The sequence below is a fragment of the Dongia sp. agr-C8 genome, from assembly GCF_054658695.1.
Genome location: NZ_BAAGHZ010000002.1, coordinates 1,090,503 through 1,110,774 on the forward strand (window position 1 = coordinate 1,090,503; position 20,272 = coordinate 1,110,774).

The 20,272-nt window shown below is 66.5% G+C and carries 19 protein-coding genes; 11 read left to right on the plus strand and 8 right to left on the minus strand.

Going from position 1 to position 20,272, the window contains the following annotated elements:
* Positions 1–87: 87 nt before the first annotated feature.
* Positions 88–1,797, plus strand: a complete 1,710-nt coding sequence (gene ggt, locus ACYQ4T_RS12785; protein ID WP_459854526.1) for a gamma-glutamyltransferase — start codon at positions 88–90, stop codon at positions 1,795–1,797.
* Positions 1,787–2,992: a class I SAM-dependent rRNA methyltransferase gene (locus tag ACYQ4T_RS12790; protein WP_459854529.1), complete on the plus strand. Its 1,206-nt coding sequence runs from the start codon at positions 1,787–1,789 to the stop codon at positions 2,990–2,992. The genes ggt and ACYQ4T_RS12790 overlap by 11 nt, the downstream gene beginning before the upstream one ends.
* Before the next feature lie 12 nt (positions 2,993–3,004).
* Here the strand turns inward: ACYQ4T_RS12790 and ACYQ4T_RS12795 are convergent, their stop codons facing one another.
* The 4 genes from ACYQ4T_RS12795 to hppD form a co-directional block, all read right to left on the minus strand.
* Positions 3,005–3,190: a hypothetical protein gene (locus ACYQ4T_RS12795; protein WP_459854532.1), complete on the minus strand. Its 186-nt coding sequence runs from the start codon at positions 3,188–3,190 to the stop codon at positions 3,005–3,007.
* 75 nt (positions 3,191–3,265) lie between these two features.
* On the minus strand, positions 3,266–4,720 hold the full coding sequence (locus ACYQ4T_RS12800; RefSeq protein WP_459854535.1) for a sensor histidine kinase: 1,455 nt from the start codon (positions 4,718–4,720) through the stop codon (positions 3,266–3,268).
* Positions 4,721–4,980: 260 nt separating this feature from the next.
* Positions 4,981–5,847 (minus strand): phenylalanine 4-monooxygenase, encoded by an 867-nt coding sequence (phhA, locus tag ACYQ4T_RS12805; RefSeq protein WP_459854537.1) that lies wholly within the window; start codon positions 5,845–5,847, stop codon positions 4,981–4,983.
* 17 nt (positions 5,848–5,864) lie between these two features.
* Complete coding sequence (gene hppD / locus ACYQ4T_RS12810) at positions 5,865–6,980, minus strand: 4-hydroxyphenylpyruvate dioxygenase (RefSeq protein WP_459854539.1); 1,116 nt, start codon at positions 6,978–6,980, stop codon at positions 5,865–5,867.
* A 124-nt stretch (positions 6,981–7,104) separates the two neighbouring features.
* Between hppD and ACYQ4T_RS12815 the strand changes: the two genes are divergently transcribed.
* The 7 genes from ACYQ4T_RS12815 (at position 7,105) to argB (ending at position 12,161) form a co-directional block, all read left to right on the plus strand.
* Positions 7,105–7,611 carry an Lrp/AsnC family transcriptional regulator gene (locus tag ACYQ4T_RS12815; protein WP_459854542.1) on the plus strand — a complete coding sequence of 169 codons (507 nt, stop codon included), beginning with the start codon at positions 7,105–7,107 and terminating at the stop codon, positions 7,609–7,611.
* Positions 7,612–7,697: 86 nt separating this feature from the next.
* Positions 7,698–7,832, plus strand: a complete 135-nt coding sequence (rpmH, locus tag ACYQ4T_RS12820) for a 50S ribosomal protein L34 (protein ID WP_028099883.1) — start codon at positions 7,698–7,700, stop codon at positions 7,830–7,832.
* Positions 7,833–7,838: 6 nt separating this feature from the next.
* Entirely contained in the window at positions 7,839–8,228 is a 390-nt protein-coding gene (gene rnpA / locus ACYQ4T_RS12825; protein WP_459854545.1) for a ribonuclease P protein component, read from the plus strand.
* Entirely contained in the window at positions 8,228–8,491 is a 264-nt protein-coding gene (yidD, locus tag ACYQ4T_RS12830) for a membrane protein insertion efficiency factor YidD (RefSeq protein WP_459854548.1), read from the plus strand. The genes rnpA and yidD overlap by 1 nt, the downstream gene beginning before the upstream one ends.
* A 29-nt stretch (positions 8,492–8,520) precedes the next feature.
* Positions 8,521–10,422, plus strand: a complete 1,902-nt coding sequence (gene yidC, locus ACYQ4T_RS12835) for a membrane protein insertase YidC (RefSeq protein WP_459854551.1) — start codon at positions 8,521–8,523, stop codon at positions 10,420–10,422.
* Positions 10,423–10,427: 5 nt separating this feature from the next.
* Positions 10,428–11,054, plus strand: coding sequence for a ribosome biogenesis GTP-binding protein YihA/YsxC (gene yihA, locus ACYQ4T_RS12840; protein WP_459854553.1), 627 nt, complete (start codon positions 10,428–10,430; stop codon positions 11,052–11,054).
* Between the two features lie 210 nt (positions 11,055–11,264).
* Positions 11,265–12,161 carry an acetylglutamate kinase gene (gene argB / locus ACYQ4T_RS12845; RefSeq protein WP_459854556.1) on the plus strand — a complete coding sequence of 299 codons (897 nt, stop codon included), beginning with the start codon at positions 11,265–11,267 and terminating at the stop codon, positions 12,159–12,161.
* Between the two features lie 186 nt (positions 12,162–12,347).
* Here the strand turns inward: argB and ACYQ4T_RS12850 are convergent, their stop codons facing one another.
* The 3 genes from ACYQ4T_RS12850 to ACYQ4T_RS12860 all read right to left on the minus strand — a co-directional run bounded on the left by ACYQ4T_RS12850 (position 12,348) and on the right by ACYQ4T_RS12860 (position 16,121).
* A complete protein-coding gene (locus tag ACYQ4T_RS12850) occupies positions 12,348–14,288 on the minus strand; it encodes a TRAP transporter large permease (RefSeq protein ID WP_459854559.1) in 1,941 nt (646 codons plus the stop codon).
* The gene (locus ACYQ4T_RS12855; protein ID WP_459854561.1) at positions 14,285–14,851 is read right to left on the minus strand and encodes a TRAP transporter small permease subunit; all 567 of its coding nucleotides are present in this window, start codon (positions 14,849–14,851) and stop codon (positions 14,285–14,287) included. The genes ACYQ4T_RS12850 and ACYQ4T_RS12855 overlap by 4 nt, the downstream gene beginning before the upstream one ends.
* A gap of 136 nt (positions 14,852–14,987) precedes the next feature.
* Positions 14,988–16,121: a TRAP transporter substrate-binding protein gene (locus ACYQ4T_RS12860; RefSeq protein WP_459854563.1), complete on the minus strand. Its 1,134-nt coding sequence runs from the start codon at positions 16,119–16,121 to the stop codon at positions 14,988–14,990.
* A gap of 231 nt (positions 16,122–16,352) precedes the next feature.
* On the opposite strand from ACYQ4T_RS12860, the gene ACYQ4T_RS12865 reads away from it, so the two are divergent.
* On the plus strand, positions 16,353–18,182 hold the full coding sequence (locus tag ACYQ4T_RS12865; RefSeq protein ID WP_459854566.1) for a potassium/proton antiporter: 1,830 nt from the start codon (positions 16,353–16,355) through the stop codon (positions 18,180–18,182).
* On the opposite strand, the gene ACYQ4T_RS12870 is transcribed toward ACYQ4T_RS12865, so the two are convergent.
* Complete coding sequence (locus ACYQ4T_RS12870; RefSeq protein WP_459854569.1) at positions 18,148–19,425, minus strand: DUF2336 domain-containing protein; 1,278 nt, start codon at positions 19,423–19,425, stop codon at positions 18,148–18,150. The genes ACYQ4T_RS12865 and ACYQ4T_RS12870 overlap by 35 nt on opposite strands.
* A gap of 163 nt (positions 19,426–19,588) precedes the next feature.
* On the opposite strand from ACYQ4T_RS12870, the gene ACYQ4T_RS12875 reads away from it, so the two are divergent.
* Positions 19,589–20,272: a pyrimidine 5'-nucleotidase gene (locus ACYQ4T_RS12875; protein WP_459854572.1), complete on the plus strand. Its 684-nt coding sequence runs from the start codon at positions 19,589–19,591 to the stop codon at positions 20,270–20,272.

Sequence of the window (20,272 nt, forward strand, 5' to 3'; positions counted from 1 at the left end):
TCCCCGTCGAAAGCCGGTAAGACCGGGGCCGAACCGACGGCTCACAGCGCCCCAGCACGCATGATAGCTTACCTCCGACTCTGTGCATTGATCCTGATCAGCCTGCCCGGTCTCGCCGGCTGCGGCGGGGGCAGCGGGCTGCCGACGGTCGCGGCTTCCGGCCCGCGCGAGACCTTCGCCGAGCAGCAGATCGTGGCGGCGGCCCATCCGCTGGCGGTCGAGGCCGGGCGCGAGATTCTGCGCCAGGGCGGCAGCGCGATCGATGCGGCGATCGCGGTGCAGGCGGTGCTGACTTTGGTCGAGCCGCAATCCTCCGGCATCGGCGGCGGCGGCTTCCTGCTGCATTACGACGACCGCGCGAAGCTGCTGGAAAGCTATGACGGCCGCGAGACCGCGCCGGCTTCGGCCCGGCCCGACATGTTTCTCGGCGCCGACGGCGAGCCGCTGCAATTCTACGACGCCGTGGTCGGCGGACTCTCGGTCGGCGTGCCGGGCGTGCTCCGGATGCTCGAGCAGGCGCATCAGGAGCACGGCAAGCTGCCCTGGGCGCAGCTGTTCGCGCCGGCAATCAAGCTCGCCGAAGAGGGTTTCCCTGTCTCGCCGCGGCTCGCGGAATCGATCGCCGCGGACGACTATCTCGGCAAGATGCCGGTGAGCGCGCGCTATTTCTACGACGCCGACGGCAAGCCGCTGGCGGCCGGCGCGCAGCTCCGCAATCCCGCGCTGGCCGAGGTGCTGCGCGCGATCGCTGACGGCGGCGCCGATGCCTTCTATTCCGGAAAGATCGCGCAGGACATCGTCGCGACCGTCAACCACGCCCAACCGCGCGCCGGCGGCATGACGCTCGCCGATCTCGCCGGCTATCGACCGATGAAGCGCGCGGTGCCCTGCGGCACCTACCGGGTCTACAAGGTCTGCGGCATGGGCCCACCCTCCTCCGGCGGCATCACGGTGCTGCAGATCCTCGGCATGCTCCGGCGTTTCGACATGGGAAGCGAAGATCCGCTCTCGGTCGCGGCGGCGCATCGCTTCGCCGAAGCCAGTCGCCTCGCCTATGCCGATCGCGACCGCTTTCTCGGTGACCCGGATTTCGTGAAGATGCCCCTGCTCGGCATGATCGACCCGGACTATCTCGCCGAGCGGTCTGAGCTCATCCACGACGACCGGGCCTCGCCCAACGCGCTGCCGGGCAATCCGCCGGGCGACGCCACAATCGGCGCCAGCCAGCACCAGTTCGAGCCGATGTCGACCAGCCACATGGTGATCGTCGATCGCGACGGGAACATCGTGACCTTCACCACGACGGTGGAGAATGCCTTCGGTTCGCGGCTGATGGTGGACGGCTTCATCCTCAACAACCAGCTGACCGACTTCTCCTTCCGCCCGAGCATCGACGGCCGCCCGGTCGCGAACCGCGTCGCCGCCGGCAAGCGGCCGCGCAGCTCGATGGCACCGGTGATCGTGTTCGACCGCGCGACCGGCGCCCCGGTCTATGCCCTGGGCTCGCCGGGCGGGGCCAACATCATCGACTATGTGGCGGAGGCGCTGGTCGCCCTGCTCGACTGGAATCTCTCGCCGGCGGAGGCGGCGGCCTTGCCGCATGTGATCAACCGCAACGGCCCGACCTTGCTCGAAGAAGGCCGCGGCCTTGAATCCCTCGGTGCCGCGCTCACGGCAATGGGCGATACGGTGAAGTTTCAGCCGATCGACAGCGGCCTCAATATCGTGGCCCTGGGCGAGAACGGCATGGTGGGGGCAAGCGATCCCCGCCGCGAAGGAGTGGCACTTGGCGACTGAGACAGCTTTCGACACCAGACCCCGGGTCGCGATGCGGCCAGGCGCGGAGAAGCGCGTGGCCGGCGGCCATCCCTGGGCCTATTCCAACGAGATCGAGATGAACGAGGCGGCGAAAGCTTTGCCGGCGGGCGAGCTCGTCACGCTGATGCGCGCCGACGGCCGCAGCCTCGGTGCGGCGATGTTCAACCCGCATTCGCTGATCGCCGCCCGCGTCCTGGATCGCGATCCCACCGCCGAGATCAACCAGCGCTTCTTCGAGAAGCGGCTGCAGCGCGCGCTCAAGCTGCGCGAGCGCCTGGTCGCGACTCCCTACTACCGGCTGATCCACGCGGAGGCCGACGGCCTGCCGGGCGTGGTGGTCGATCGCTTCGGCGACACGGTCGTGGTCGAGGTGAACAGCGCCGGCATGGACCGGCTCTCGGAAGCGCTCGCCGCCGCGATCGACGCGGTGCTGAAGCCGGCCACCATCCTGATCCGCGGCGAGGGCAACGCCCGCAAGATGGAAGGGCTCCAGCCGATGAGCCGCTTCGCCAAGGGCGGGCTCGAAGGCGCCATCGAATTGCAGGAGAACGGCGTCCGCTTCCTCGCCGATCCGGCGGGCGGGCAGAAGACCGGCTGGTTCTACGACCAGCGCGACAACCGCGCGCTGATGGCGCGGTTTGCGAACGGCGGCACTTTCCTCGACTGCTACGCCTATACCGGCGGCTTCGGCATCCAGGCGGCCGCGGCGGGCGCCACCCAGGTGCTGGCGATCGACCGTTCGGAACCGGCGCTCGATCTCCTGAAGCGCGCGGCCGCGCTGAACGGCGTCGACAACCGCGTCACCGTGCAGCGCGGCGAGGCCTTCGAAGCCTTGGAGCAGCTGATTGCAGCGAAGAAGCGCTTCGGCGTGGTCTCGGCCGATCCGCCGGCCTTCGTGAAGTCGCGCAAGGATCTCAATGTCGGCAGCAAGGCCTATCGCAAGCTGGCGCGGCTCGCGGCCCAGACGGTGGAGCCGGGCGGGCTGCTGTTCATCGCCTCATGCTCGCACAACATGCCGGCGGCGGATTTCGCCGCCCAGGTCGCGCGCGGCATCCATGAAGGCGGAAGGTCGGCAAAGCAGCTCTATGCGACCGGCGCCGCGCCGGATCACCCGGTACATCCCTTCCTGCCGGAATCCGCCTATCTGAAGGCGCTCATCCTGCAGGTGGAGTAGCGAAACGCGGCGTCAGTGCGCCGCGTTGTCGTGCTTCACCAGGCTGATGCGATAGAAGATCAGGCCGATCAGGAAGGCGAAGACGGCGAGCGCGCCATATTCGCCGACGCCCTCGGCGCGCGCCGCCACGAACAGCGAGATCAAGGCGAACAGCGCCAGCAGGCCGCCGATCAGGAATTCTTGGATCTTGGCATCCATATCGATACACCCCTCATGGAATTCCCGAGAACCTAAGCAGGAACGCCCCGAAAGGCAACCGGCCGCGCTTCGAACCTAAGAGCGATCCGGCAGCTCGATCGCGAATCTTGCGCCGTGGCCGCCGCTTTCGGCCAGGCGGAGGTCGCCGCCCTGGACCCGGATCAGCTCACGGGCGATGGCCAATCCCAGGCCGGTGCCGCCGGCCCGGGCCGAGCCGCGGAACGGGCGGAACAGGTTCTCCACCGCCTTCGGGGGTAGGCCCGGCCCGTCATCCACGACCTCGATCTCGATCCGGTTGTCGCGGCGCGCGGCGCGGATGGTGACGCGGCTGGCCCCCATCTGCAGCGCGTTTTCCCCGAGATTGCGGATGACGCGGAACAGCTGGCCGCGATCGGCGGTGATCGCGAAGCCTTCCGCCATTTCGGTCTCCAGCGCCTTGCCCTCGGAGAGATGGCGCACCAGGCTTTCCTTCACCTCGAGGCAGAGCTCGTCCAGCGGAAAGCGGGTGAGCTCCGGCCGCGGCGGACCCTCGCGGGTGAAATTGAGGATGTCGGAGCAGAGATCGACCGCGCGGTCGAGCGCCTTCTCCAGCGCCGGCACCGCCTTGCGCACGTCGGGATCGCCGCTGCCGCTCAGACGATCGGCGACCAGGCGCGCGGTCGAGAGGATACCGCGGAGATCATGATTGATCTTGTTGACCGCGGTGCCGAGCGCCGCCAGGCGCTCCTTCTGCCCGAGCGCGCGGCGCACCTCGGATCGCATCAGTTCGAACTCGCGCTCGGCGATGCCGATCTCGTCGCTGCGCCGGGACGGCGGCCCCTCGGGCGCCATCTCCGGATCGCCGCGGAAGCGCACCATCTCCGCCGTCATGCGCTGCATCGGCCGGATGATGAAGAGCTGCAGCGCCAGGAATATGAGGGTCGCGGTGATGAGCGAGATCACGATCGAGAGCCCCAGCACCCGCCAGGAATAGGCCACCATCGCTTCGTGCAGCGGGCCTTCGTCGAGCACGACCTCGATCAGCGTGTCGGGGCCGCGCGGCGAATGGCCCATCACGCGGAGCAGCCGGTTGTCGGTATGGCTCAGCGTGTCGAAGGCGCTGGCAATCAAGTTGACCGGGCCGCGGTTGTCGAGATCGATGGTCTCGTCGATCACCAGCTGCGCCGCGGTGGCACCGCGCAGCATGAGGTTCTTGCCGTCCGGCGTGTGCAGGGCGACGAGCCGGGCGCCGGCATGCTGCAACAGGGTCAATTCCAATTGCGGGTCGATCATGTAGTCGGGCGTCGCCTCGAGCGCCAAGGTCGCAAGATGGCCGCTGGCCAGCTTCTCGGTCAGCCAGTCGAGCCGGAAGCGCGCGATCGAGGGTGCGTAGATCAGGATCTCGCTCAGCATCACGAAGACCACGGTCAACGCCAGCACACGGGCCGAAAGTCCGCGGCCGAAGCTCGGCAGCTGGATCCGGTCGCCGCCCACCCCGGGTGGCGGCTGGCTGGCCCGGTCTTCGGTCCTGAGGTCGCGGCGGCTCATCATATGGTCCCGAAGAAGCGGATTTCCGGCACAGGCGTCAAGTTGCGTCGCGCCGACCGACGCCATCCGCAGCAAGGCGCGGCGGTCGCATCGGGTTCCGGCAAGGGCATTCTGGCTGTCGAGATGGGGAGAGGCAGGCCGCAATTCACCAGCGGGAGTCTAACCGGCGAACCCGCCCGCGCCAGTCCCCAATGTTAACCTGTTGATGATTTGTTCTGTGATCGCCCGCACAGGCGCGCCGACCAAGCCCGTTTCGAGATCGATCAGGCGGCAGCGGCGCGGCGCTGCTTCCAGCTGCCGTCGCCCAAGGTGATGACCCGGTCGCCGGCGGCGATCCGGTCCGGCGCGATCTCCGGCAGGCGCTGCGTGAGCTCGTAGAGCGGCGCGAAATCGCGACGCGTCGCCTCGAACAGCTCGTCGAAACTGTCGAGCACGAAATAGGTCTCCTGGAAATCGTCGATCCTGTAACTGGTGCGCATCACCCGCTTCAGGTCGAAACGGAGGCGGTTCGGGCTCCTGTCCTCGATCGAGAATTTGGTCTCGGCCGCCGAGGAGAGCATGCCGGCGCCGTAAGCCTTGAGCCCGCTGCCGGTCCGGATCAGGCCGAACTCGACCATGTACCAGTAGAGGCGGACCAGGATCTTCGATGTGCCGAGCTTCTCTGCCTCGGCACCCTTCTCGCCATAAAGCTGCATGTAATCGGCGAAGACCGGGTTGAACAGCAGCGGCACATGGCCGAAGAAGTCGTGGAAGATGTCGGGCTCGACCAGGTAATCGATCTCGTCGGCCTTGCGGATCCAGTTGGTGACCGGAAACTGCCGGCGCGCCAGGTGGCCGAAGAAGTCGGTCTCCGGAATGAGGCCCGGCACGGCCACCAGCCGCCAGCCGGTCGCACGGGAAAGCCGCGCCGAGGCGATCTCGAGATCCGGGATGCCGTCGCCGGCGTCGAGCGCCGTGGTGCCGTCGATGAATTCCTGCGCCGCATAGCGCTGCAGCAGCTTCGCCTGCCGCGCATAGAGCATGCGCCAGCGCGCATGCTCCGCCTCGGTGTAGCGCGCCCAGTCCTGCGAGATCGTGTAATCGGTCGCCATGTGCGAATAGTCACCGCGCAGATTCGGATAAGAGTCCATGTGCGACCTCCTTCGGCTCAGGCGGCGTTGTCGGTCAGGACGCCGCGACGCACCTGGTCGCGTTCAATCGACTCAAAAAGCGCCCGAAAGTTCCCTTCGCCGAAGCCCTCGTCGCCCTTCCGCTGGATGATTTCGAAGAAGATCGGGCCGACCATGGTCTCGGTGAAGATTTGCAGCAGCAACCCGCCGCTCTGGCCGTCATGGGTGGGCGAGCCGTCCAGCAGCAGGCCGAGCCCCTTCAACTGCTCGACGTCCTCGCCGTGGTTCGGCAGGCGCTGGTCCAGCATCTCGTAGTAGGTGGCGGGCGGCGGCGTCATGAGCGCGACGCCGTTGGCGCGGAGCTGGGCGACGGTCGCGTAGATGTCGTCGGTCGAGAGCGCGATATGCTGGATGCCCTCGCCCTTGTATTCGCGCAGGTATTCCTCGATCTGCGACTTGTCGTCAGCGCTCTCGTTGATCGGGATGCGGATATTGCCGTCGGGGCTGGTCATCGCCCGGCTCTTCAGGCCGGTCAGCTTGCCCTCGATGTCGAAGTAGCGGATTTCGCGGAAGTTGAAGAGCCGCTCGTAGAACTCCGCCCAGAAATCCATCCTGCCGCGATAGACGTTGTTGGTGAGGTGATCGACGATCTTCAGGCCGGCGCCGCTCGGGTTGCGCTCGACGTCAGGCAGCGGGCGGAAGTCGATGTCATAGATCGAGCCTTCCCCGCCGAAGCGATCGATGAAGAAGATACGGCTGCCGCCGATGCCCTCGACCGCCGGCAATGTCACTTCCATCGGCCCGGCCTCGGAGAGCAGCACCTTGGCACCCAAGGCCTGGGCCCGGCGCAAGGCGGCCGGCGCGTCATCGACCCGGATGCCGATCGCACAGACGCTGGGGCCATGCGCCGCGGCGAAAGCGCCGGCGAAGCCGTCCTTCTCGGCATTGAGGATGAAATTGACGTCGCCCTGGCGGTAGAGCGTCACCGGCTTGGAGCGGTGCTGGGCGATGGGCTGAAAGCCGAGCAGGCGGAAGGTGCGGTCCAGGGTCGCGGGGTCAGGCCCGGTGAACTCGACGAACTCGAATCCGCGGGTTCCCATCGGATTGAGATCGGACATCGCCGTCTTGGTATTCGCGAAATCAGCCTGACCCATCGCTTCCTCCCAGAACGCACGCCTGAAACCTGAATATAGTGCGAATAATGTGCATGTTTCGTGCGATCTGGGCTCAGACTCCTCCGAAATTGCGGGTTTCTTGCATTTCCGCTATTCTCGATGCATGGATCATGCTGCCGATCTCGACCCCTACGACTTGCGCATCCTGGAGGCGCTCCAGCATGACGGGCGGCTCTCCAATGTGGACCTGGGGCAGAAGGTCAATCTCTCCGCCTCGCAGGTTTCCCGGCGGGTCAGCCGGCTGGTCGAGGACGGCTATATCCGGCGCTTCCAGGCGGTGCTGGACCCGCTGAAGATCGGCATCGGCCTCACCGCTTATTGCCTGATCACCCTGAAGATCCACAGCGAGGGCGGCATGGGCGATTTTCATCGCCGGGTCAAAGCCTTGCCGGAAATACTCGAATGCCAGGCACTGACCGGGGAGGCCGATTACCTGCTGAAGATCGCGGTCCCCGACCTGAAGGCTTTTTCGGACTTCCTCAGCGAGAACCTGATGCGGGCTCCGGAAGTGGCGGGAATCCGCTCTTCCATCGTGCTCGACAGCATCAAATCCGGGAATGAATATGCCATCCCGGAACCGGCCAGACCCCACACCGGCCGCGGCCATTAGCGGCCCAGGTTGATTGACTTGGGGGGTCGGTTTCTCTATACACCCCGCGAAATCCCAAATTGCTGAATTTCGTGGAGTTTTGTGTCGTGAAGCGCACCTATCAGCCGTCCAAGCTGGTCCGCAAGCGTCGCCATGGTTTCCGGTCCCGGATGGAGACCGTCGGCGGCCGCAAAGTCCTGTCCTCGCGCCGTGCCAAGGGCCGCAAGCGCCTCAGCGCTTAAGACCTGGTGGGCAAGGATGAGCGCCCGAAGGTTTCATCCGTCGGCCGCCTGAAGCGGCGCGCCGATTTTCTGCGCGTGGCCGCGCTCCGGCGCAAATGGGCCGCTCCCGGCCTGATCCTGCAGGCCGCACCCCAGCCCGAAACAGACGAGACCGGCGAAGCCACCATTCGCGTCGGCTTCACCGCCAGCCGCAAGGTCGGCAATGCGGTGAAGCGCAACCGCGCGCGCCGGCGCTTGAAGGCGCTGGCCGCAGAGATGATCGCGAGCGGTGCCAATCCCGGCCTCGACCTGGTGCTGATCGCGCGCCCCGCGACCGTCGATCGCCCGTTCGACGACTTGCGCCGCGATCTCCAGCAGAGCCTCAACCGCACCAAAGCCGCACGAAAGACGCATTGATGCTCGCCTGGATCGCCATCGTTCCGGTGCGCGCCTATCAGTGGTTCATCTCGCCGCTGCTGCCGCCGAGCTGCCGCTTCGCGCCGACCTGCTCCGCCTATGCGATCGAGGCGTTGCAGCGGCACGGCCTGATCCGCGGTGCCTACCTGACGACGCGACGCCTGCTGCGCTGCCATCCCTGGGGCGGCAGTGGCTACGATCCGGTCCCGGGTCACGAAGATTCCGAGCACCATCACCAAATTGCGGTCGCCGATCCGCGCTGATCGCTGCAACCAGACAAGATCGAGAAGAAATGGACTCCGCCCGGCCGATCATGGACAAGAAAAATCTCATCATCACGATCGTCCTCTCCGCGATCATCATGATCGGCTGGCAGTATTTCTATGAGATGCCGCGGCTGAAGGAACACCAGGCCCAGCAGCAGGCGCAACAGCAGGCGGCCGAACAGCAGGCGCAGCAGCAGCCGGCCCAGACGCAGGCGGCGCCCAGCGCGGCCCCGAGTGCCGCACCGAGCACCGGCGCGACCGCGCCGACCAAGACCCGCGAAGAGGCCCTGGCCCAGAGCCCGCGCGTCGCCATCGACACGCCGAAGCTGCACGGCTCGATCGCCCTCAAAGGCGGCCGGCTCGATGACCTGGTGCTGAAGGACTATACCGAGACCGTCGACCCGAAGAGCCCGCAGGTCGTGCTCTTGAGCCCGACCGGTGGCCCCGAGGCGCAGTTCGCCGAAGCCGGCTTCACCTCGGCCGATCCCAATGTGAAGCTGCCGGCCTTCGACACCGTCTGGCAGGCCGCCGGCGACACGCTCTCGGTCGATCATCCGGTGACGCTGACCTGGGACAACGGTGCCGGCCTCATCTTCAAGCGCACCTTCTCGGTCGATCAGAACTATCTCTTCACCATCGAGCAGGCGGTCGAGAACAAGGGATCGGCCCCGGTTTCCGTTGTCCCCTATTCCCGCGTGGTCGAGTTCGGCCTGCCCAAGGACTACGCGGCGCTCGGCATCCGCGAGGGCCTGATCGGCGTGCTGGACGGGGCACTCCAGGGTGGCGGCGTCTTCACCAACCCCTGGGACTATTCCCACGCGCATTCCCACGCGGTGGACAACCCGGGCGAGGCCGGCATCTACAAGATGGAGAGCCAGGGCGGCTGGATCGGCATCACCAGCAAATACTGGCTGGTGGCGGCGATCATCCCGAACGACGCCAAGGTCGGCGCCCGCGCCTTCTACGACCCGAAGCAGGATTCCTTCCAGGGCGACTTCACCGGCACGGCTCAGACCGTGGCGCCCGGCGCCACCGCGACCTTCAGCAACCAGATCTTCGCCGGCGCCAAGGTGCTGCACGTGCTGGCCGACTATCGCGACCGGCTGGGCATTCCGCTGCTCGACCGCTCGATCGACTTCGGCCTGTTCTGGTTCGTGGCCAAGCCGCTCTTTATCGTGCTCGACTACATCTACAGCTTCCTGAAGGTGCTGGGCCCGGTCGGCAACTTCGGCATCGCCATCCTTTGCCTCACCGTGCTGGTGCGCGCCTGCCTGTTCCCGCTGGCGAACAAGTCCTACGCCTCGATGAACAAGATGAAGCTGCTCCAGCCGAAGATGGCTGAGCTCAAGGAGAAGTTCGGCGAAGACAAGCAGCGGATGAACGTCGAGATGATGGCGCTCTATAAGCGCGAGAAGGTGAATCCCGCCGCCGGCTGCCTGCCGATCCTGATCCAGTTCCCGGTCTTCCTCGCGCTCTACAAGGTGCTGTCGGTCACGATCGAAATGCGGCATGCACATTTCTTCGGCTGGATCCGCGATCTCTCGGCGCCGGACCCGACCTCGATCCTCAATCTCTTCGGCCTGCTGCCCTGGCATCCGGCCGACTTCATCCACATCCCGGTGATCGGCGGCATTCTTGCCTTCGTCTCGATCGGCGTCTGGCCAATCATCATGGGCTTCACCATGTGGGCGCAGATGCGGATGAACCCCACGCCGCCGGATCCCGTGCAGGCGCGCATGTTCGCGCTGATGCCCTTCATCTTCACCTTCATGCTGGCGCACAACACCGTCGGCCTGGTGATCTATTGGGCCTGGAACAACACGCTCTCGATCGCCCAGCAGCGCTACATCATGCGCAAGCTGGACAAGGCGAACAAAGCCCGGGACGCGAAGAGCGTGGACAAGCCGGCCGAGTCGAAGAAGGGCTGATCGGGTTGGCCAAAACGGCGACCGATCCGACCTGGCTGTTCGCGCAGGAATGCCGCTTCATCGCCGGCACTATGACGGTCGAGGCCCTGCCGCCGCCGGGTCCGGTCGAGATCGCCTTCGCCGGCCGCTCCAATGTCGGTAAGTCGAGCCTGATCAACGCCCTCACCAACCGCAACAGCCTGGCGCGCATCTCGCGCACGCCCGGCCGCACCCAGCAGATCAACTTCTTCGATCTCGCCGGGCGGCTGGTCCTGGTCGATCTCCCCGGCCACGGTTACGCCAAGGTCGGCCGCGCCGTGGTGCAGGAGTGGTCGAAACTGATCTCGGCCTACCTCAAGGGTCGGCCCAACCTCGTTCGCCTGCTTTTGCTGATCGACAGCCGCGTCGGCTTCAAGGAGCCTGACTTGAAGCTGATGGATCTCCTCGACAAGGCGGCCCTGTCCTATCAGATCATCATGACCAAGGCCGACGAGATGAAGCCCGACGAGCTCGAGATCGCCCGCGCCCGTCTCGCCATCCAGCTCGAGCGCCGGCCGGCCGCGCATCCCGAGATCATCGTCACCAGCAGCCGCAGCAAGGCCGGCATCGACCAGCTCCGCGCCGAGCTGGCCGCGGTGGTCGATCGCTCCTGACATTATGGAATCGTCATGCCCGGGCTTGACCCGGGCATCTGTCTCCGATTGGCGCAAGATTGCCGGCCCCGTCCGCGAATGCGGACATTTGTCCGCCGGGCCCGGCAATGACGGTTTGGTGGCAGGATTGACTCTTGATTTCCCGGGCGACTGACCGCAACGTCAGCCCCGCCTTTTCCCGCCACAGCATCGGATCGGACGCCGCCGCAGATGTCGCAGTCCCCCATCAACTTCACCGACACCAAATACTGGCTGAAGACCGCCCAGACGCTGACCGACGCCCTGCCCTATATGCAGAAATATTCGGGCAAGCGCTTCGTCATCAAATATGGCGGCCATGCCATGGTCGATCCGGAACTGGCCCGCGTCTTCGCCCGCGACATCGTATTGTTGCGCCAGGTCGGCATCCTGCCGGTGGTGGTGCATGGCGGCGGCCCGCAGATCGGCGACATGCTGAAGCGGCTGAACATCCAATCGACCTTCATCGACGGGCTCAGGGTCACCGACGCCCCAACCATGGAAGTGGTCGAGATGGTGCTGGCCGGCAGCCTGAACAAGCAGATCGTGGCGGCGATCAACGCCGCCGGCGGCCACGCGGTCGGCCTCTCGGGCAAGGATGACAATCTGCTGATGGCCAAGCCCGCCAAGATGATGAAGGACGGCAAGCCGGTCGACCTTGGCCTGGTCGGCGAACCGGACCGGGTTAATCCGACGATCCTCAACGGCCTGGAGCAGGACGGCATCATCCCGGTGATCGCCCCGGTCGGCTTCGGCCCCAACCGCCAGACCTACAACATCAACGCCGACACCGCGGCCGGCGCGATCGCCTGCGCGATCGGCGCCCAGCGCCTCTTGATGATGACCGACGTGCCGGGCGTGCTCGACAAGTCGGGCAAGATGATCCCGCAGCTCACCTCCGGCGAGGTCCGCGCCCTGACCGCCGACGGCACCATCTCCGGCGGCATGATCCCCAAGCTCGAGACCTGCCTGATGGCGGTCGAGGGCGGGGTCGAGGCCGCGGTCGTGCTCGACGGCCGCGTGCCCCATGCGATGCTGCTGGAAATCTTCACCCCGCAGGGCGTCGGCACCTTGGTGACGCGGGGCTGATGGCCTTCTTGGCTCTCCTGCTGAGCCAAGTATCAAATCATTGCCGCTGCAACCTACCCCCCACCCCAACCCGCCCCCGATTCGGGGGCGGGGGTTTATCAAGCTCTCTTTCGCAGCAGCTTCTTCATAGAGTCCCTCCCCCGAATCGGGGGGAGGCCAGGTGGGGGGGTGCGCAACGCCGCCGCCTCAATCATACAAGATGTGCGGCAGCCACAACCCGATCTCGGGGAAGACATAGAGCAGGAACATCGCCAGGACCTGGATCAGCATGAAGGGCATCATGCCGGTGAAGATCTGGTTCAGGGTCACGTGCGGCGGCGAGACGCCCTTCAGATAGAAGGCGGCCATCGCGACCGGCGGCGAGAGGAAGGCGGTCTGCAGGTTCAAGGCGACCATCAACCCGAAGAACAGCGGGTCGATGTCGAAATGTTCCAGCAAGGGAATGAAGATCGGCATGAAGATCACGATGATCTCGGTCCATTCCAGCGGCCAGCCCAGGATGAAGATGATCACCTGGGAAAGCAGCATGAACTGGAGCGGCGTCAGCTCCATGCCGAGCACCCAATGCTCGATCAGTTCCTGCCCGCCCAGGAGCGCGAAGGCCGCCGAGAAGATCGAGGAGCCGACGAACAGCCAGCAGACCATCGCCGAGGTCTTGGCGGTCAGGTAGACCGATTCCGTGAGCACCCGCCGGTTCAGCTGCCGATAGAGCGCCGCCAGCAGCACGCCGCCCAGCGCGCCGATCGCCGCCGCCTCGGTCGGCGTCGCGAAGCCGAACACGATCGAGCCCAGCACCGCCAGGATCAGCACGCTCAGCGGGACGAAGGACTGCAGCAGCAACCGGTAGACCTGGTAGCGCTGGAAATTTAGGATCGCATAGAACACCGCGAGGCCTGCCAAGCCGACCCCGAGCACCCACCAGAAGGCCGCCGGCACCGGCGTCGCTTCCGCCGCCGCAGCCGCGGGTGCCTCGCCCGACGGCGCGGGATTGGCGGGCGCTGCCGGCGGCTCCGCGCCGGGCGGCTCGCTCAAGCCCCCGGATTCCTGCGGCGGCTCGGCGAGGCCGCCTTCGTCCACCGGCGGTTCTTCCAATCCGCCGGCCATCGGCGGCTCCGCCAGCCCGCCGCTCTCGAAGCCGCTGCCGGTCGCCGCCGTGCCGATCTCCTGCAAGCCGTTATCCGCGGCCTCGACTGGCGCGGTGACGCCGCGATAGATGAGGCCCATCAGCAGCGCGAAGGTCGCGACCGGCATGATCATCAGCGCGACTTCGGCGAAGGCGCGCGGCCGCGCGACCGTAGCCGATCCACCGAAAGCCGAGGCGATGAGCGCCATCGGCGCCCAGGGCCGGCGCTGCTCCCCGGAGATCGCCGCCAGCACCGGCGAGAGTTTCACCACGCGCTCGGCCTTCGGCAGCGGCGGCGCCAGGCTCGGTTTGAGCCAGGAGAGGACGATGACCGCGCCAATATAGAGGCCGGTCAGCATCAGCCCGGGGAAGAAGGCGCCGGCGTAGAGTTGCACCACCGAGACGCCGGCGGTCGCGCCGTAGACGATCAGCAGCACCGAAGGCGGGATCAGGATGCCGAGGCAGCCGCCGGCGGTGATGACGCCGGCGGAAAGGCGGATGTCGTAGCGCGACTTCAGCATCGCCGGGAGGGCGAGCAGGCCCATCAAGGTCACCACCGCGCCGACGATCCCGGTCGCGGTGGCGAAGATCGCGCAAGTGACCAGGGTCGCGACCGCAAGGCTGCCCGGCAGCCAGGCGGTGGCAAGATGCAGGCTGGTGAACAGCTTCTCGATGAGATTCGCGCGCTCGACCAGATAGCCCATGAAGACGAACAGCGGCACCGAGATCAGGACGTCGTTGGTCATCACCCCATAGGTCCGCTGCACCATCAGCTCGAGCGAGAGCTCGGTGTTGAAGTCGAAGGCGAACCAGGTGAACAGCATCCCCATGCCCATCAAGGTGAAGGCGGTGGGAAAGCCCAGCATGATGGTGACGACGACCAAAGCCAGCATCAGCAGCCCGAGATGGCCGCGGGTCATCTCGGACGGCGCCGGCAGGATATAGGCGGTCCCGGCCAGGATGATCGCCATCAGGATGAGGCCGAACCAGAGCTCCTTTCTCACGGCTTCGGCCCGTCATTCGCCACGCCCTCTTCGGTGACGTATTGGTCGAGCGCGGCGATGTCCTTGTCGCTGACATGCACCATCTCCTTCAGCTTGTCGACATCGACCTCCTCGACGTCGCTGGAGCGGCGCGGCCACTTGCCGGTCTGCAGGCAGCGGATGCAGCGCACGATCTCGACCACGCCCTGCAGCAGCAGCAGGGCGCCCGCGACCGGGATCACGAACTTGAAGGGATAGACCGGCGGGCCGTCGGCCGAGATCGAGGAATGCTCGTTGATCGCCCAGGATTCCTCGGCGAAGAACCAGCCGGCCCAGACCATCGCCACGATGCCGGGGATGAAGAACACGACATAGAGAATGAGGTCGATCGAGGCCTGCAGCCGCGCCGGGAAGAAGCCGTACAGCACGTCGCCGCGCACATGGCCGGCATGCGCCAGGGTATAGGCACCCGCCATCATGAACAGTAGGCCGTAGAACATGGCCGAGACGTCGAACACCCAGGCATGGGGCGCGTGGAGCGCGTAGCGCGAGAACACCTCGTAGCTGATCATCAAGGTGAGCACGACGATCGCCCAGGCGCAGGCGCGCCCGGACCAGGTGCTGAGCCCATCGATGAAATCGAGCGCCTTACCCAGCCGCCATCCCCTTGATCAATCCCGGGCCCGGCTTCGCGCGGACCCGGGGTCTCGATCTCCGCCGTCAGCCTTCGGCGAAGAAGTGGTTATACGCCATGCGCATGCTGACCAGAGTGTCGCCTTGCCACTTGCCGGCGCGTTGCGCGTAGGCCTTCTGGGATTCCAGGACCTTCTTGAACATCGCATTCTCGGCCGACTTCTTCTCGATGATCTTGCTCCAGGCATCGAGCTGCGCCTTCAAAACCGCGTCCGGCGTCTTGTAGAACTTGATGCCGTCGGCCTTCAGCGCCTCGTAGTCCTTGGAATAGCGGTCGATCGCCTTCCAGGACATGTCGGCCGAGGATGCGGTCGCCGCCTGGGTGATGATCGAGCGAAGGTCTTCCGGCAAGGCGTCGTATTTCGCCTTGTTGAACAGGATCTCGAACTGCTCCGAACACTGGTGGAAGCTCTGCAGCATGCAGATCTTCGAGACATCCGGGAAGCCCAGCACCTTGTCCGAGGAGGCGTTGTTGAACTCGGCGGCGTCGAGCAGGCCGCGGTCCATCGCCGGCACGATCTCGGCCCCCGGCAGCGCGTTCACCGCGGCGCCCAAAGCCGTGAAGATGTCGATCGAGAGGCCGACGGTGCGGAACTTCAGGCCTTGCAGATCCTCGGCCTTGGCGACCGGCTTCTTGAACCAGCCCAGAGGCTGGGTCGGCATCGGCCCATAGAGGAACGAGACCACGTTCATGTTGAGGTTGGAGTAGATCTCCTGCTGCAGCTCCTTGCCGCCGCCGTAGTAATGCCAGGAGAGCAGCATGTTGGGATCCATGCCGAAGGCCGGCCCCGAGCCCCAGAGCGCCAGGGCGTTTTCCTTGCCGTACCAGTAGGCGACGACGCCGTGGCCGCCGTCCAGCGTGCCCTTGTTGACGGCATCCAGCAGGTCGAAGGCCTTCACCACCGAGCCCGAAGGCAGCACCTCGATCTTCAGCCGCCCGCCCGACATGCTGTTGACCTTGGCGGCGAAGTCCTGGGCGTATTCGTGGAAGATGTCCTTGGCCGGCCAAGTGCTCTGCCACTTCATGCTGATCGGATCCTGCGCCCGCGCCACTTGCGGCGCGGCCAGGGCGGCGGCGCCGCCGATGCCCGCCGTGGCGGCGGTGCGCAGGAATTTACGACGTGACGGATCCGATGGACGCTTGGTTTCGCGCTTCTTCATGGTTTCCCTCCCACTGCTGTCTGATTGCTAGATGCGGCTCACTCCCGACTGAAGATATGTTCCTGACATCAGACACTAAATCAGCGCCGCCATGCGGTCGAGTGCAATCCCGTGGCCGCGCTCTACGACCAAGGTAGTAAGCGCCTCACCAATTCCCGGATTGGGCGAAAGGCTTGCGACGACGGCGCCGGTCTGCCATTCACGGGTGTCAGGGGGTGATCCGCAGGGGCCATGGAACTCGTCAATCAGTTCATCTTCATCGGCGCCTTGCTCATCCTGCTGAGCATTCTCGCGGGCATGGTTTCGTCGCGCCTGGGCGCCCCCTTGCTGCTGGTCTTCCTGCTGCTCGGCATGCTGGCCGGCGAGGACGGTGTGCTCGGCATCGCCTTCGCCGACTATCGCTCCACCTTCGCGGTCGGCTCTATCGCGCTCGCCATCATCCTGTTCGAGGGCGGGCTCCGGACCCCGCGCGACGTGGTCCGGCTGGTGTTCTGGCCGGCCTTCAGCCTGGCCACCCTGGGCGTGCTGCTTTCCGCCTTCGCCATCGCCGGGCTGGCGCATCTCTTCATGGGCCTGTCCCCGCTGGAAGGCGTACTCCTGGGCTCGGTGCTGGCTTCGACCGATGCGGCCGCGGTCTTCATGCTGCTCCACGGCAAGGGCTCGGCGGTCAATGCCCGCGTCGGCGGCACGCTCGAGCTGGAATCCGGCATGAACGACCCGATGGCGGTGTTCCTGACCCTGGTCTGCGTCGAACTGCTGCTGAACCCGGCGCTCTCCCCCGGCTGGTACGCGCTGGAGGAACTGGCGATCGGCTTCATCGGCGGCGGGATCATTGGTCTCGCCGGCGGCTTTGCGCTGCGCTGGCTGGTCGAGCGGCTGAACCTCACCGCGGCGCTCTACCCGATCCTGATCGTGGCCGGCGTGCTGCTGATCTTCGGCGGCGCCAACCTGCTTCATGCCAGCGGCTTCCTCGCGGTCTACATCGCCGGCATCGTGCTGGCCCGTGCGCCCTACCGCGCGCAGCAGGTGATTGCCCGCTTCCTCGACGGGCTGGCCTGGCTGTCGCAGATCGCCATGTTCCTGCTGCTCGGCCTGCTGGTGACGCCGTCGCGGCTGATTGCCGACCTGCCCTACGGCATCGCCATCGCGCTGGCCATGATCCTGATCGCCCGGCCGGGGTCGGTCGCCATTGCCCTGCTGCCCTTTCGCTTCAGCTGGCCGGAGCGCGGCTTCATTGCCTGGGTGGGCCTGCGCGGCGCGGTGCCGATCTTTCTGGCCTCGATCCCGATCCTGGCCGGCGTGCCCGACTCCCAGCGCTATTTCAACATCGCCTTCGTCGTGGTGCTGGTCTCGCTGCTGATCCAGGGCTGGACGGTGCAGCGCGCCGCGCGCTTCCTCGGCCTGACCGTGCCGGAGGACGATGCCGGCCATGATCCACTCGATCTCGGTCTCGGCCCCAAGGCGGGGCGCGAGCTGGCCGGCTTCCGGGTCAAGCCGGGTGCGCGCGCCTTGCGCCACAACTACGGCGGCCTGGGCCTGCCGGCCGACGCCCAGGTCCTGGCCGCGATCCGCGAGGAGAAGCCGATCGAGGGCTTCCGCGACGTCAGGCCGGAGGTCGGCGACTACGTGATCGCCATCCTGCCGCCGGTCGAGATCGCCGCCGCCCAGCGCCTCTTCGCCGAGCACAAAGTGGCCGAGGTCGAACCCGAGGGCTTCGGCGAGTTCATGCTGTCCGGCGAAGGCGCGGCGGACGAGCTTGCCGTGGTCTACGGCCTCGATCTCGGCGAGCATCGCAGCGGCGAGACCCTCGCCGACTTCATGCACGAGCGCCTGGGCAAGATCGCCGTGGTCGGTGACCGGGTTCGCCTGGGCGAGGTCGAGCTGGTGGTGCGTTCGGTCAAGGAGGGCCGGGTCCGCACGGTCGGCCTGGAGCTCGAGGACCAACGCGAGAAGCTGCCGGCGCGCAAGGCGGCGCGGCGGTTCCGGCGGCGGGCGGCGGTGTGGTCGGTCAGGACCTTGCGGGCGATCAGGCAGAAGCGCGGCGGGCGCCCGGACGCTTAGCCGCGTCGGCCGGGGCCAGCGACAGCTCCAGCTGCCATTCCATGTCGGAGTCGCTCAGCGGATAGCCGTCGTTCTTCGGCTGCAGCACCTGGTCGGCGGCGACGCCGCCGGGCCCGGCCTGCAAGGCCACGGCCAGATCCATCGAATACTGCGCCTTCCAGGCGAGCGCGGTGATCGCCTTGGCGCTGGCCGAGGCGAGGATCCGCCGCACCACGGGAGGGGCCAGACCGCTGTCGCGCGCGAGCGCGGCGCGGACCGCGGCGAACTGCTCGCCCGCGATGGCGGCCTTGATCGCGGCCTCGCCGACCGGCGCGTCGGCGACGGCATCATCCTCCTGGGTCTCGTCCGCGCCTTCAGGCGCCGCCGCGACGGGTTCCGCCGGCGGTTCCTCGGCGGGGCGCCTCTGTTCCTCCGCGACAATCGCCGCCACGGTTTCCGGATCGGCGTCCTTGCGCTTCTTCAACACCGAGAGCAGCGCCTTGGAGACGAAGGCGGCCAGCCGCCGCATCATGCCGCCGGAGAGTTTCGGCCGCTCGACCAGCGGCCCGTGCCAGGCGCCGAAGCCCGGGGCGACGTCGAGGATCCGCTCCATCGTCGCGGGATCGATCTCGGCATTGTGGTTCTTCAGGAGCGCGGTCACCGCCAGCACGCCGTCGGGCGCGGACAAGGCGGTCGAGACCAGGGCATCGGCCAAGGGCGTGCCGAGGCGGCGGCGCCGGGCGATCGCTTCGAGCGCGCCCTGGATCGGCTTCGAGCGGATGATCTCGATGAGCTCGGCATCGGTCAGCAGCGGCGACGATTCCAGGATCGGCCCGGCCACCCGGATCTCGGCGTCGCGGGCGAGCTTTTGGATCACCTCCAGCGGCGCGTCCTTGGTGTGGCGGAGGGATTCGGCGATCACCTGCCGGATCCGCGCGGTCCGGTCGGCCGCCAGGATCCCGATCACTTCGAGGGTGAGCTCGCGGATATGCGCCCGCTCCTCGCCGGAGAGATTGGGAGCCAGGCGGCCGATCTTATGCGCCAGGCGCTCGCGCACGCCGACGTCCTTGTCCTTGGCCAGGACCAGGTCGGCCTGGCGCGGCGTGGCGCTGTTGGCGGCGATGCCGGCGCGGACCTCGGGTGCCGCATCCTCGGCCAGGAAATAGAGGATCTCCGGCTGGACGTCGGACCGCTCGGCGAGACGCCGCCGCGTCTCCGGGTCGGCATCCGCCGCCAGCGTCCGGGCTTTGCTGTAGTCGATCATCAAGTCTCACGCCTGGCGGAATGACGGGTTGGGACCAGTTTCCCCGCAATCCCCTTAACGTCGCGTTAGCACTACCCGCCCCGGCCGAATTGTGCCGTTGCGCCCCGGCCGACCCGCCCGTAATGTCCCCGGCCACCTTGGTTTTTCTCGAGAATCCTGGACCATGCCGCAGGTCGATCTTTCCCATGTCGAGTTTTGGATATTCGACCTCGACAACACCCTCTACCCTGCCCAGTGCCGGCTGTTCGACCAGGTCGAGCGGCGAATCGGACTTTATATTGAGCAGTTGCTGAATCTCGACCGGGAGGCCGCGCGCGCCTTGCAGAAGCAGTATTTCCGGGAGCACAGCACGACCCTGAAGGGCCTGATGGTGAACCACGGGGTCGATCCCGCGCATTTCCTGGATTTCGTGCACCAGATCGACGTCAGCGGCGTCACCGCCGACACCGCGCTCGACCGCGCGCTCGACGCCCTGCCGGGAAAGAAGCTGATCTACACCAACGGCTCGGTCGCTCATGCCCAGAACGTCATGGAGAAGGTCGGCATCAGCCGGCATTTCCCCGACATCTTCGACATCGCAGCCGGCAACTACGACCCGAAGCCGAGCGCCGCGAGCTTCGACCGGCTGATCGAGACCCATGGCATCGTGCCGGAGCGCGCCGCGTTCCTCGACGACATGCCGCGCAACCTCAAACCCGCCGCCGATCTCGGCATGACCACGGTGCTGATCTCGACCCACAGCGAATGGGCGCAGCCGGCCGGCGACGAGGATTACATCCACCACACGACCGACAAGCTGGCCGACTGGCTGGCCGCCCTCAACATCACAAAGAAGACGGGAAGCTGA